At 74.8% G+C, this 13400-nt stretch carries 9 protein-coding genes and 1 pseudogene; 8 read left to right on the forward strand and 2 right to left on the reverse strand.

Annotation, left to right across the window (positions count from 1 at the left end; translation table 11 throughout):
* The first annotated feature begins 5 nt into the window (after positions 1-5).
* The 5 genes from rpsD (at position 6) to eccB (ending at position 4881) form a co-directional block, all read left to right on the forward strand.
* Positions 6-611, forward strand: a complete 606-nt coding sequence (gene rpsD, locus ACFQE5_RS00535) for a 30S ribosomal protein S4 (RefSeq protein ID WP_379581491.1) — start codon at positions 6-8, stop codon at positions 609-611.
* Positions 612-704: 93 nt separating this feature from the next.
* Entirely contained in the window at positions 705-1748 is a 1044-nt protein-coding gene (locus ACFQE5_RS00540; RefSeq protein WP_379581493.1) for a DNA-directed RNA polymerase subunit alpha, read from the forward strand.
* Positions 1749-1750: 2 nt separating this feature from the next.
* Positions 1751-2485 (forward strand): 50S ribosomal protein L17, sunset domain variant, encoded by a 735-nt coding sequence (gene rplQ, locus ACFQE5_RS23170; RefSeq protein WP_449301256.1) that lies wholly within the window; start codon positions 1751-1753, stop codon positions 2483-2485.
* A 68-nt stretch (positions 2486-2553) separates the two neighbouring features.
* Positions 2554-3354, forward strand: coding sequence for a tRNA pseudouridine(38-40) synthase TruA (truA, locus tag ACFQE5_RS00550; RefSeq protein WP_379581495.1), 801 nt, complete (start codon positions 2554-2556; stop codon positions 3352-3354).
* Between the two features lie 90 nt (positions 3355-3444).
* The gene (gene eccB / locus ACFQE5_RS00555) at positions 3445-4881 is read left to right on the forward strand and encodes a type VII secretion protein EccB (RefSeq protein ID WP_379581497.1); all 1437 of its coding nucleotides are present in this window, start codon (positions 3445-3447) and stop codon (positions 4879-4881) included.
* Between the two features lie 16 nt (positions 4882-4897).
* Here the strand turns inward: eccB and mycP are convergent.
* A pseudogene (gene mycP / locus ACFQE5_RS00560) lies at positions 4898-6091 on the reverse strand (type VII secretion-associated serine protease mycosin); the annotation flags it as partial.
* Entirely contained in the window at positions 6085-7476 is a 1392-nt protein-coding gene (gene eccD, locus ACFQE5_RS00565; RefSeq protein WP_379581499.1) for a type VII secretion integral membrane protein EccD, read from the reverse strand. The pseudogene mycP and the gene eccD, both read right to left, overlap by 7 nt.
* A 121-nt stretch (positions 7477-7597) precedes the next feature.
* Here eccD and eccCa point away from each other — a divergent pair, with 121 nt between their 5' ends.
* The 3 genes from eccCa to ACFQE5_RS00580 all read left to right on the forward strand — a co-directional run bounded on the left by eccCa (position 7598) and on the right by ACFQE5_RS00580 (position 13392).
* The gene (gene eccCa / locus ACFQE5_RS00570) at positions 7598-11524 is read left to right on the forward strand and encodes a type VII secretion protein EccCa (protein ID WP_379581502.1); all 3927 of its coding nucleotides are present in this window, start codon (positions 7598-7600) and stop codon (positions 11522-11524) included.
* Complete coding sequence (locus tag ACFQE5_RS00575; protein ID WP_379581505.1) at positions 11521-12810, forward strand: type VII secretion-associated protein; 1290 nt, start codon at positions 11521-11523, stop codon at positions 12808-12810. Before eccCa ends, ACFQE5_RS00575 begins: the two co-directional genes overlap by 4 nt.
* Before the next feature lie 270 nt (positions 12811-13080).
* Positions 13081-13392 carry a WXG100 family type VII secretion target gene (locus ACFQE5_RS00580; RefSeq protein WP_379581507.1) on the forward strand — a complete coding sequence of 104 codons (312 nt, stop codon included), beginning with the start codon at positions 13081-13083 and terminating at the stop codon, positions 13390-13392.
* Positions 13393-13400 lie beyond the last annotated feature (8 nt).

The following is a 13400-nucleotide window of genomic DNA, read 5'->3' on the forward strand; positions in this document are numbered from 1 at the left end:
TCGACATGGCTCGTTACACCGGACCCATGACCCGCAAGTCCCGTCGGCTGAAGGTCGACCTCGTCGGCGGCGACCAGGCGTTCGAGCGTCGTCCCTACCCGCCCGGCCAGCACGGCCGGATCCGGATCAAGGAGACGGAGTACCTCCTGCAGCTGCAGGAGAAGCAGAAGGCGCGCTTCGCCTACGGTGTGCTGGAGAAGCAGTTCCGCCGGTACTACGAGGAGGCCAACCGGCGGCCCGGCAAGACCGGTGACAACCTGCTGCAGATCCTCGAGTCGCGACTGGACAACGTCGTGTACCGGGCAGGCCTCGCGCGCACCCGCCGGATGGCGCGTCAGCTCGTGAGCCACGGCCACTTCCTGGTCAACGGCGCGAAGGTGAACATCCCGAGCTACCGCGTTTCGCGCTACGACATCATCGATGTCCGGCCGAAGTCGCTGAACACGGATCCGTTCATCATCGCCAAGGAACTGCTGGGCGACCGGCCGGTTCCCGCGTGGCTGCAGGTCGTCCCGTCGAACCTGCGCATCCTGGTCCACCAGCTGCCGGAGCGGGCCCAGATCGACACCCAGGTCACCGAGCAGCTGATCGTCGAGCTCTACTCGAAGTAGCGCGTCGACCCCCCTGGCTCCGCAGGGAGGAGCCAGGGCACCGCGCGCGGCATCAAATAGCGGTTGCCGCGTGGAGAAGGAGGCACCACACCCATGTTGATCTCTCAGCGTCCCACTCTGACCGAGGACTCGGTCACCGACACCCGGTCGCGGTTCGTCATCGAGCCGCTGGAGCCGGGCTTCGGCTACACGCTGGGCAACTCGCTGCGGCGCACGCTGCTGTCCTCCATCCCGGGGGCCGCGGTGACCAGCATCCGAATTGACGGCGTGCTGCACGAGTTCACCACCGTGCCCGGCGTCAAGGAGGACGTCACCGACATCATCCTCAACCTCAAGGAGCTCGTCGTCAGCTCCGAGGAGGACGAGCCGGTGACCATGTACCTGCGCAAGCAGGGCCCCGGCCCGGTGACCGCCGGTGACATCGTGCCCCCGGCCGGCGTCACGGTGCACAACCCGGACCTGCACATCGCGATGCTGAACGACAAGGGTCGGCTGGAGGTCGAGCTCGTCGTCGAGCGGGGCCGCGGCTACGTCCCCGCGATGCAGAACAAGGCCACCGGCGCCGAGATCGGCCGGATCCCGGTCGACTCGATCTACTCGCCGGTGCTCAAGGTGACCTACAAGGTCGAGGCCACCCGGGTCGAGCAGCGCACCGACTTCGACAAGCTGGTGCTCGACGTCGAGAGCAAGCCCTCGATCACCCCGCGGGACGCGCTGGCCTCGGCCGGCAAGACCCTGGTCGAGCTGTTCGGGCTGGCCCGGGAGCTCAACGTCGACGCCGAGGGCATCGAGATCGGTCCGTCGCCGCAGGAGGCGGACACCATCGCGGCGTTCGCGATGCCGATCGAGGAGCTGGACCTCACCGTCCGCTCCTACAACTGCCTCAAGCGCGAGGGCATTCACACCGTGGGCGAGCTGGTGGGCCGCAGCGAGGCCGACCTGCTCGACATCCGCAACTTCGGTGCCAAGTCGATAGACGAGGTCAAGATGAAGCTCGTCGGCCTCGGCCTGGCCCTCAAGGACAGCCCGCCCGGATTCGACCCGTCGGCCGCCGCCGCGGACTTCGGCTCCGACGGGTTCGACCCCGACACCTTCGGGGACGACGGCCAGGACTATGCAGAAACGGAGCAGCTGTAGCCATGCCACAGCCCACGAAGGGGCGCCGTCTCGGCGGCTCGCCCGCCCACCAGCGGCTGATGCTGGCGAACCTGGCGACCTCGCTGTTCGAGCACGGCCGGATCACGACGACCGAAGCCAAGGCCCGGCGGCTGCGCCCCTATGCCGAGCGTCTGATCACCAAGGCCAAGCGTGGCGACCTGCACAACCGCCGCGAGATCCAGAAGGTGATCCGGGACAAGGACGTCGTGCATCGGCTCCTGGCCGAGATCGGTCCGTTCTTCGCCGACCGGCCGGGTGGCTACACGCGGATCACCAAGACGCTGCCGCGTCAGGGTGACAACGCCCCGATGGCCGTGATCGAGCTCGTCTCGCAGAAGACGGTCACCGACGAGGCCGAGCGGGCCCGCCGGGTCGCTGCCTCCCAGGCCGCGGCGCAGGCTGCGGCCGAGCCGGTGGCGCCGCCCGCCGCGGAGGCGGCGAGCGATGCCCCGGCGACCGAGGTGGAGGAGTCCGCGTCCACCGACGAGGCTCCCTACGGCGAGGGCAGCCACGCCCCGCTGGCCGATCCCGCGCAGGCCCCCGAGGGCTTCCCGATCAAGGGCAACGAGGATTCGATGCTCTACCACGTCCCCGGTTCGGCGCACTACGACCGCACCGTGGCCGAGGTCTGGTTCGCCACCGCCGAGGCCGCCGAGGCCGCCGGATTCTCGCTGCCCGGCTCGCAGCAGGAGGCCTCCGCGGAGGATGGGTCCTGACCCATCAGCCCAGCCGCAGCGAGCCCGTCGTCCAGCCGGACGGCGGGCTCGCTGCCGATTGCGACGCGGTGCGCCGGTTCCGCCTCGACATCGGATACGACGGCACCGGCTTCTCCGGCTGGGCCATCCAGCCGGATCGGCGCACGGTCTGTGGGGTGCTCACCGACGCGCTGACCCGGGTGCTGCGCAGGCCCGTCGCCCTGACCGTGGCCGGGCGGACCGACGCCGGGGTGCATGCCAGCGGGCAGGTCGCGCACGCCGACCTGCCGGCCTCGCTGGATCCGGAACGGCTGCCCCGGCGACTGGCCCGGCTGCTGCCCGTGGACCTGCGGGTCCGGGCGGTGCGGGCGGTACCCGAGGCGTTCGACGCCCGGTTCTCGGCGCTGCGCCGCCACTACGCCTACCGGATCGCGACCGCGCCCTGGGGCGCCGAGCCGCTGCGGGCCCGGGACACACTCGCCTGGCCGCATCCGCTCGACCTCGATGCGCTCAACGCCGCCTCCGCCGGTCTGCTCGGCGAGCACGACTTCGCGGCCTTCTGCAAGCGCCGCGAAGGGGCGACCACCATCCGGCACCTGCAGCGCCTGAGCTGGACCCGCGGAGCCGACGGGGTGGTCGTCGCCGCGGTGGCGGCGGACGCGTTCTGCCATGCGATGGTCCGTAGCCTCGTCGGCGCGCTGCTCGACGTCGGGCGGGGGCGCCGGGCGGTCGAGTGGCCCGCGCGGCTGCTGGCCCGCGGTGAGCGGGTCAGCGACGTCGCGGTCGCCCCGGCGCACGGGCTCACGCTGGTCGGGGTGGACTACCCGCCCGACGACGAGCTCGCCGCCCGCGCCGCGACGACCCGCAACCTGCGGCTGCCCCGCCCGTGACTGCGCGACGGTGTGCTGCCGCCGTTGTCGCGCCGAGGGGATTTCTCCGAACCGGCCATGACTCCGCTGCCGTGCGGCTAGCGTCCGTTCGTGCCACGCGACACCGCCACCCGGGCCCCGGCGACCCGCGACCACGCCGACGCCTACCGCTACGGGGTGCGCCGGCTCGAGTGCGCTCTCGTCTCCGGTGATCCCGTCCCGCTGCACGAGCAGATCCGCTCCCAACGCCGGGCCGCGTTCGCCGGGGTCCTGCTCGGGCTGCTCGCGCTCGGCGGGGTCGCGATCTACGCACTGATCGTTCCGCGTCCGGACTGGACGCGACAGGCGCTCGTCGTCGGTGACCGTTCGGGATCGATGTACGTGGTCGCCCACGATCCGGATCGGCTCGTCCCGGTCGCGAACCTGGTCGCGGGGCGGCTCGTGCTCGCCGCTCTCGGGGACGGGGCCGGCGCCACGGCCGTTCCGGTGGTCGTCCGCGACGAGGACCTCGCCCCGGCGCCCCGCACCCCCACCGCGGCGGTGGCCGGCGCGGTGGGGGTGCAGCCCGACGGCCCGGGCATCGTCCCCCGCTGGGCGGTCTGCGACCGTACGAGCACCACGGGAAGGCCCCGGCTTCTCGGCACGACGGTCATCGCGGGCGCCGCAGCCACCGCTCCCACCACCGGGGTGGGTGTGCTGCTCAGCGTGCCGGACGGGGGCACCTACGCGGTGATCGACGGGCATCGGCATCGCATCGGACTGTCCGACCGGCCGGTTCTCGCCGCGTTGGGCCTGGACGGGCGCAGCCCGCGGCCGGCAAGTCCCGGGATGGTGTCCGGTATCCCGGAGGGCGCGCCGCTGGCCACGCCCGACCTGCCGGACGGACGCGGCCCCGCGGGGGTGCCTGGCCAGGTCGGTGACGTCCTCACCGCCCGCCCGATCGGCGCCCCCGCGCGCTACTACGTGGTGCTACCCGGTGGGCTTCAGGAGGTTCCGGCGCTGGCCGCAGCGGTGATCGCGGCGGCCGCGGGCAGCGATCCCGTCGAGGTCGCGACGGGCGTCCTCGCGAGCGTCCCGTTCGTGGACACCCTCGACGTCACCGGATGGCCGGCCCCGCCCACCCGCTGGGCTGAGCCTGCCGACGCCCCGGCGCTCTGCTGGACGTGGACCCTGGAGGCCACGTCGGTGCACGTCGGGAGCGATGTCCCGGCACCGGCCGGGGCGGTGACCCTCGAGCTGGCGCAGGCCGACGGCCCCGGGGCCCGAGCGGACACGGTGATCCTCGGGCCCGGTGGCGGTGGACCGGTCCGCTCGACCGCACCCGGACAGCCGGCCGGGACCGGCAACCTCTGGCTGATCTCGGCCACCGGGGTCGGCTACGGCGTGGCGGATCCCCGCTCGGCCGAGGCACTCGGTATCACCCGCGCCGAACCCGCCCCGGAAACGGCCCTGCGGCTGCTGCCGACCGGACCGACGCTGGACCTGGCGGCCGCGGCTCGGGTGGTCGACGTCGTGACACCCGCCATCCCCCAAGCCGTGCCGCAGTGATCGCCGCGACGCCGAGCAGGAGGGCCGCGACCGGGACCACTGAGGGCGCCTGATCGGTGCGGGCGGTCGGGTTCGCCCCGGCCCCGGTCAGCTCGGCGGTGGGCCGAGCCGCGGGCTCGGTCGGGTGCTGCGCGGCCGCCGGCACGAGCGGCTCCGCGGTGAGCGCGGCAAGCGGATCGACCACGCCGTGCCCGACGGTGTCGCCGACCCCGGCGGCCGGCCTGCGTGCCGTGGTGACGATCCGGTCGACCACCTGGCGGGCGGTGAACCGCGGGAACCGTTCCCGCACCAGCGCGGCGGTGCCGGCCACCCACGGGGCGGCGAAGCTCGTTCCACCCAGTTCCGGTCGGGTCATGCCGCCGTCGGCCGCCAGCGACCGCAGCCCCGTCCCCGGCGCCGCGATGTCCACCCACGGGCCGGGCAGACTGACCGCCGCCGGCGCCCCGCCCGGCTCCACCGCACCCACGGTGAGCACCTCGTCCGACAAGGCGGGCAGCGGCACCAGCCCGGCATCCCCACAGCCGCCGACACCGATGTTGCCCGCCGCGGCGACGACCACGACGTCGGATGCGGCGGCGTGACGCAGCGCGGCCTGCAATCTCGTCCCGGCCTGTGCCGCCTGGGCCGGGGGCAGGCAGACCGCGCTGGAGATGTTCACGACCGTCGCGCCCCGCCGCACGGCGAGCACGACCGCGTCGGCCAGCGTGTCGGTGTTGCCGCCCGGCTCCGCGGTGCCATCGGCGCCGCGGACGGTGAGGACGGTGCTGGACTGGCGGATCGACAGCACCCGTGCGCCGGGTGCCATCCCGGTGAAGTCGTCGGTGTCGCCGGGCGCGGCGGCGAGCAGCCCGGCGACGGCGGTGCCGTGCCCCTCGCAGTCGTCGAGGCCGTCGCCGCCCAGCAGGTAGTCCCCGACCCCGGTCAGCCGTCCGGCGAGCCGCGGGTGCGGACTGACCCCGGTGTCGATCACGGCGATCCGCTGTCCCTCCCCGGTGGCCAGCCGGTGCACGGCGTCGAGTTGGAGGCCGGCCGCGGCGACGTCCACGCCCGGTTCGGCGTCGCCGGTCCCCGCGGGCGGCGCGCAGCGTTCGGGTACCTGGAGTCCGGCGGTCGGCCCGGGCGCGCGGTCGGCCGGGAGGTCACCGCCGCCCGGTGGGGGAGTCGGCGTGATCGCGAGGGCGAGCGTCACCAGGATCGCCGCACTCACCATCCGCGCACCAGTCCGTAGAGCCCGGCCGCACCCACCGCCAGCGGGATCGCGATGACGACGAGTCCCACCTCCAGCAGGTCCATGGCGCGGCGGGTGACCGGCGACCAGGCGCGCTCGGCGCGGGAGACGATCGTCGCCGTCCCGGCCGCGGCAGCCAGCAGCGCGAACCCGACGGCGCCCCGGACCCCGGGACCGGTGGTGAGCGCGACCGGCGCCAGGGCGCCGAGGGCCGCGGCGGCCCCGCCGAGCTGCAGCGCACGGGCGGGCGCCGGGTCGGCGAAGCCGCGGGACCGCAGCAGCAGCGCCGCGGCGGCCGTCGCCGCGAAGGCCGGGCCGACCCACCCGGGCACCCCGCCGGCCAGCCACGCGCCCACGGCCACCGCCGCGGCGCCGCCACCGACCAGACCGGCGAGGTAGCCACGGGCCAGCTCGGCCCGCTCCGCGAACTCGGCGGGTGGCACCAGCTCCACCCCCCGGTCGGCGGCGACGAGCTCCCTCGCGTCGGTGGGCACCTGCGGTCGCGGTATCGCGGCCAGTCGCAAGGCGCATCCGGGCAGCAGCGGTCCGATCGCCAGCGCTGCCGCGGCCACCCCGCTGCCCACCGCCCCCGCGGCGGCGCCGGTCCAGCGCAGGGCCAGCGCGCCGAGCCCGGCGGCCACCGCCACCACCACCAGACCGACCAGCAGCGGTGTCACCACCCGGACCGCCAGCTGACCGACCGCCGCGACGGTGCCGGTTGCGACGGCGGCCAGGAGCAGGTGGCTGGGTCCCGGCGGTCCGGGCAGCGTCGCCCACCCCGCCGCGGCGGCGAGCGGAACCGCGGCCAGCACCGCGGTGAGCGCGCCGAGCCGGTCGGGAGTGTCCGCCTCGCTGAGCCGGGCCGCGTGCAGAACCGCGGCGACCGCGGCGAACGCGCCGACCACGACCGCGAGCGCGACCAGCCACGGCCCCGCCGCCGACGTGCGGATTCCGGCCAGCATCAGCCCCGAGACACCGGCCAGCACCACCACCGCGGCCGGACCGAGACCGCGCCCGCGGGACGGGCCCGCACCGGTGTGCGCGGCAGCGGTGGCGGCCAGCGCGTCGGCGGGATCGTCGAAGACCGGCGCGGGCGGCGGCGGGACATCCGGGCCGATCCGCAGCAGCTCGCCGTCGAGGATGCCGAGCTGGGCCAGTGAGGCATCGGGCGGCAGGGGGCCGCCCGCCGGGCCGCTGAGCCGCCACGGCACGGGATGCCGTCCGGGTCCGCTGCGCGCGGGCTCGCCGATCAGTTCGAGCACCATCGGCACGAGTTCGGCGAGTGGGACGTCGGCGGGCAGCGCGAGATCCACGCGACTGCGCGGAGCCAGCACGCTGAGCCGACAGAACGTCGGGTTCGACTGCACGGGCGATCCTCAATTGCGCCAAACGGCCCTGGTGGGGCCGCACCGTTGCCTAGTATCGCCACGCCCGGCCCGCCACAAGGGCCGTTCCGGACAACTCGTCGACGACAGCGGGAGGGTTGCGGTGCGCACGGTGGGGGTGACGCGGCCGCGCCGCACACCGCTACCGGTTCCGGGTGGTGAACTGGCGCTGGAGCCGCCGCCGGAGCCCGAGCGCGTCATCCCGGCCGGGGTGCTGAGCCGGCTGCTCCCGGTGGTGATGATCGTGGCCTCGATCGGTTTCATCGCCGTTCTCGGGCCGGGTAACCCGACGTCGTGGCTGTTCGGCGGGATGTTCATGATCTCGACGCTCGGCATGCTGCTCAGCGGCGGCGGCCGCGGTGGCGGGCAGCGCGCCGCCGGGATCGACGAGGACCGCCGCGACTACCTGCGCTACCTCGCCTCGATGCGCCGCCGGGTGCGCGAGATCGCCGAGGCGCAGCGCAGCGCGCTCGAGCACACCCACCCCGATCCCGCGGCGTGGCCCTCGGTGCTCGCCGCGGGCAGGCTGTGGGAACGCCGCGTCACCGACGCCGACTTCGGCCAGCTGCGTATCGGCTGCGGGGCCCAGCGGCTCGCGACCCGGCTGATCGCACCGCAGACCGGCCCGGTCGAGGGGGTCGAGCCGGTCACCGCGCTCGCGCTGCGGCGGTTCCTGACCGGCCATTCCGTGGTGGCCGATCTGCCCGTCGCGGTCTCGGTGCGGCACAGTTCCACGGTCTGGCTGGAGCCCGCCGACCACGACCTGGCCCCGGCCCGGGCGCTGGCCAGGGCGATGGTCGCGCAGTACGCCCTGTGGCACAGCCCGGCCGACGCGCTGCTGGCGGTCGTCGCACCGCCGTCGCTGGCCCCGGAATGGGAGTGGGCGAAATGGCTGCCGCACGTCGCGCACCCCCGGCTGCGCGATGCCATCGGGCCGCTGCGCATGTTCACCGCCGACCCCGATGAGCTGCGCCGCTGGTGGATCACCGAGTTCGCCGGGCGCCCGCCGGGACCCGGCGAGGGCGAACCGCATCTGCTCGTCGTCGTCGACGGACTGACCGCGACACCGGGACCGTGGGCGGGCGTGGCCGGGGTGACCGTGCTGCGCGTCGGTGCCCCGCCCGGACGGCGGGCCGCGCCGTCCGTCGTGCGGCTGGCGGTGGGGCCGGACCGGCTCGGCCGGTTGAACCGCACCGATCCCGCGGACGGCGAGACCGAACCGATCGGCCGACCGGATGCGCTGTCGGTCGCCGAGGCGCGTGCGCTGGCCCGCAGGCTCGCCCGGTTCCGCCCGGCGGGTTTCGCGTCCGACGACGCGGATTCCGTGGACGGTCCCGCCGGGCTGCCCGCTCTGCTCGGGATCGCGGAGCGGCCCGGTCCGGACACCGTCGACGAGCTGCGCGACCGCTGGCGGACGACCGAGGCCGACCGGCTGCGGGTACCGATCGGCGTCGACGAGCGGGGGCAACCCGTGGCCCTGGACCTCAAGGAGTCGGCGCACGGCGGCAGCGGCCCGCACGGGCTGTGCGTCGGCGCGACGGGATCGGGCAAGAGCGAACTGTTGCGGACCCTCGTCCTCGGGCTCGTCGCCACGCATTCGTCGGCCGATCTCAACCTGGTGCTCATCGACTTCAAGGGCGGCGCCACGTTCCTGGGATTCGCCGAGCTGCCCCATGTCTCCGCGGTGATCACCAACCTGGTCGACGAGCTCACCCTCGTCGACCGGATGGCCGACGCGCTGGCCGGGGAGATCACCCGGCGGCAGGAGCTGCTGCGGGCCGCGGGGAACCTCACCGACATCACCGAGTACGCCGCCGCCCGGCGGGCCGGCGCGGACCTGCCGCCGCTACCCGCGCTGCTGGTTGTCGTCGACGAGTTCTCCGAACTGCTCGCCCAACGTCCCGAGCTGATCGACCTGCTCGTCACGATCGGCCGGTTGGGCCGCTCGCTCGGGCTGCACCTGCTGCTCGCCTCGCAACGTCTCGACGAGGGCAGGCTGCGCGGCCTGGAGTCGCATCTGTCCTACCGGATCGCGCTGCGCACGTTCTCCGCCGCGGAGTCGCGCGCGGTGCTCGGCGTGCCCGATGCCCACCAGCTGCCACCCGCGCCGGGCTCGGCGTTCCTGGCCACCGGCACCGGGGAGTTGGTGCGCCTGCGCAGCGCCTATGTCTCCGGTCCGCTCGAGAGCGGGCCGGGGCCGGTTCGGTCCGGACGGCCCGGGGCGTTGCCGTTCCGGGCGGGGCGGGTGCGCTCGTCGTGCGTGACCGGCTCGTCCGCCGCGCCGGACGATGCCGCGCCGGACGATGCCGCGCCGACCGTGCTGGACTCGATGCTGGGTGCGCTGCTGGGCCGCGGTCCGGCCGCGCACCGGGTGTGGCTGCCCCCGCTGCACGTCCCGCCCTCGCTGGATGAGCTGCTCGGCCCGATCGCCCGGACACCCGATCGGGGGCTGAGCGCACGCGGGCCGGTCGGGACGCTCCAGGTGCCGATCGGGTTGATCGACCGGCCCTACCAGCAGCGCCGGGACTCGCTCATCGCGGATCTGTCCGGGGCCGCCGGACACGCCGTCGTCGTCGGGGGTCCGCGCTCGGGCAAGTCGACGGCGCTGCGAACCCTGGTGCTCGGCCTTGCGCTCACCCACACCCCCGCCGAGCTGGGCGTGCACGTGCTCGACTTCGGCGGTGGCGGGTTGGCGGGGCTTGCCGGGCTGCCGCACGTCGGCACCATCGCGGACCGTCAGCAGCCGGACCTCGTGCGGCGCACGCTTGCCGAGGTCAACGCCGCGTTGTCCCGCCGGGAACGGCTGTTCCGGGACGCGGGCCTCGGTGCGGTCGAGGAGTTCCGGGCGCGCCGGGCGCGCGGAGAGTTCGCCGAGGAGCCGGCCACCGATCTGCTCCTCGTGCTCGATGGGTACCTGACGCTTCGTGCGGAGTTCGAGGACCTCGAGGCCAGGCTGCTGCAGCTGGCCACCCAGGGGCTGGCCTACGGCGTGCATGTGGCGCTGTCGGCGAGCCGCTGGACCGAGCTGCGCCCGGCGCTCAAGGACGTGCTCGGCACGCGGCTGGAGCTGCGGCTGGGGGAGCCGTCGGAGTCGGAGTCGGATCGGCGCAAGGCGGCCGGGGTGCCGACCCGGCCCGGGCACGGACTGGCCGCCGACGGCGCCCCGATGGTCCTGGCCGCGCCTCGTTGTGCCGAGCAGGCCGACACCGCGTCGCTGGTCGAGGCCATCGCGAGCGCATGGTCGGGCCCGCCGGTCGCGCCGGTTCGGCTGCTGCCGACCCGGCTGGAGCATTCCGCGCTGCCGCCGGGGGATCCCACGCGGATCCCGCTCGGCGTCGACGAGGAGCAGCTCGCACTCGTCGAGCTCGACTTCACCGCCGAGCCACACCTGCTCTGCTTCGCCGACGCGGAGAGCGGAAAGACCACTCTGCTGCGGCTGCTCGCGCGCGGGATCGTGGACCGGCTCACCCACGAACAGGCCCGGGTCGTGCTGGTCGACTACCGACGCGGGCTGTTCGGGGCCGTCGCACCGTCGCACCTGATCGGCCACGCCAGCACCGCCGACACCGCGGCGGCGGCCATGCGCGAGGTCGCCGAGTCGCTGCGCCGCAGGCTGCCGGGCCCCGAGGTGACCGCCCGACAGCTGCGGGAACGCAGCTGGTGGTCGGGGCCGGAGGTGTTCGTGCTCGTCGACGACTACGACCTGGTCGCCCCGGTCGGGGGCAGCGTGGCCAACCCGCTGTTACCGCTGGTCGAGTTCCTGCCACAGGCCAAGGACGTCGGACTGCACCTGGTGGTGACGCGGCGCTGCGGCGGCGCCGGGCGGGTGATGTTCGATCCCGTGCTCGGCAGGCTGCGCGAGCTCGCCGCCCCAGGTCTGGTGATGAACGGCAGCCCGGACGAGGGCGCCCTGGTCGAGTCGGTGAAGCCGGCGCCGATGCCACCGGGACGGGCCGTCCTCGTCGACCGCAGGCACGGCCCGCGCCGGGTGCAGCTCGCCTGGCTGCCCGAGCCCGTCGACGTGCCGTGAACGGTGCCCCGCGACTGGTCGCGGTCCATCCCGGGACCGGGACGACGCGGGTCGCCGTCACCGATCTCGATGGTGCGCCCCGGCTGCTGGCCGAGCTACCGGGCCACGTCGAGGTCGACGACGCGCTTGCGGCGCTGTTCGCCGACCCCCGGCCCGAGCCGGTGGTCGTGGGTGCGGCGGGGGTGCCCGTCGCCGTCGCGGTCGGCGGTGCGCTGCCGCGGATCGTGGTGGACGCCGGGATCCGCGGCACCGAGGTGACCCGGGTCGGCCCTGACGGGATGGGCCCGACCCGGACCGTCGACGTGGGTGGGGCCCGCTGCGACGCGGTCGTGTGTGAGCTGCTGGGTGGGGTGTCGGCCGCGGCGGCGCGCCGGGCACGCGAGCACCTCTCGCTGCGCAGTGAGGTGATCAGCGAGGAGGGCGGTGCCCGGCTCGACGCCCTCGCGCTGCGCCGGGCGCTCGCCGAACCGCTGTGGCTGATCGTCGATGCCGCCGTCGAGCTCGCCGACGGCGGCATCGCGGAGGTGGTACTCGTCGGCGGGCTGGCCCGCACCCCGCTGCTGGCCGAGTTGTTCGACGCGGCGGGGCTGGGACCGGTGCGGGTGCCACCGCTCCCCGACGCCGCCGCGGTCCTGGGCGCCCTCACCCTTCCCCCCGCGAGTCGCGGTATTTCCGCGTCCGAGTCGGGGGATTCATGCGACCGAGTCGGGGTCTCTGCGCGTCCCCACCTGCTGCCGGTGCCGCCGCGTCCGCACCGCCTCCGGCGCGCCGCGCTGGGCCTCGCGGGCCTCGTCGCGCTGCTGGGTGTGGGCGCGGTGCTGGCCCCCGACCGGCATCGCGCGAACGCCGCGGGCGAGCTCGTCCAGTACGGCTACCGGCTGGCGCGGCCCGCAGGGTGGGCGCACACCGGCGGACTCCCCGAACGCCGCCGTACGGTGCTCACCCCGGCCAGGGCGCCCGCCGGCAACGAGCTGGTCTCGATCGAGCTGAGCGAGCTGGGCTACGACACCGCCGCCGAGCCCGCCCGCGCCCGCGCCGAGCTGCGGTCGGCCTTCGACGCCGCGGTGGCCGGCGGGGAGCGGCTCACCGGATTCGACCCGGACGACCGCTACGCCGGCCGCGCGGTCGCCGTCTACCGGCAGGACCTGGCGGACACGGTCGTCGACTGGTACGTCGTCTTCGACGGTGGCGCGCAGCTCAGCGTCGGGTGCCGGCACACACCGTCGGGTGCGGCCGCGGTCGATGCGGCGTGCGCGACCGTCGTCGCCTCGGTCCGGCGGGCGTGAAGCGCGGCGGGCGGCGCTGCACCGCGGGAACCGGGGCGGACCACGGTGTCGCGATCCGGTGGGGTGACCAGCGTGCCCCGATCGCCCGGCGTCTGATCGACGAGGTGCCGAACCAGCCCGTCGTCCGCGCCACCGACCAGCCGACGGGCTCCTTCGGTAGCGGTTTCTCGATTGCGAACCCGATCCTTCGAATCGCCCCGTCTGCGGCCTTGTCCTGCGACGGTGTCCCCGCTCGCGACACCGACACGCTGACATGAGGGGTTGATCGGTATGGCAGGTGGCTTCGGGACGACCACCGAGGAGATGGCCCGGGCGGGCCGGCATGTGCTGGAGGTGAACGACGCCGTGCAGTCCGAGCTGTCGGTGCTGCGCGGCAGGCTCGCTCCGCTCGCGGGAGCCTGGCGCGGCGACGCGGCGGCCGCGTTCACCTCGCTGATGGCCCGCTGGGACGCCGACGCGCGATCGCTCAACGAGGCGCTTCGCGGGATCGGCGACGCGATCAACGGATCGGCGCAGGACTACCAGCGCCAGGAGGACGAGCAGGCCGGCTGCCTCTCGTCGATCCGGTCGGCACTGGGCTGAGGACGGCG

The sequence above is a fragment of the Pseudonocardia hispaniensis genome (genome assembly GCF_042658695.1).
Classification (GTDB): Bacteria; Actinomycetota; Actinomycetes; order Mycobacteriales; family Pseudonocardiaceae; genus Pseudonocardia; species Pseudonocardia hispaniensis.

Bases quoted from the DNA above. Each gene is read 5' to 3' on its own strand.
- rpsD (WP_379581491.1), top strand. From the start codon at position 6: ATGGCTCGTTACACCGGACCCATGACCCGCAAGTCCCGTCGGCTGAAG.
- ACFQE5_RS00540 (WP_379581493.1), top strand. From the start codon at position 705: ATGTTGATCTCTCAGCGTCCCACTCTGACCGAGGACTCGGTCACCGAC.
- rplQ (WP_449301256.1), top strand. From the start codon at position 1,751: ATGCCACAGCCCACGAAGGGGCGCCGTCTCGGCGGCTCGCCCGCCCAC.
- ACFQE5_RS00580 (WP_379581507.1), top strand. From the start codon at position 13,081: ATGGCAGGTGGCTTCGGGACGACCACCGAGGAGATGGCCCGGGCGGGC.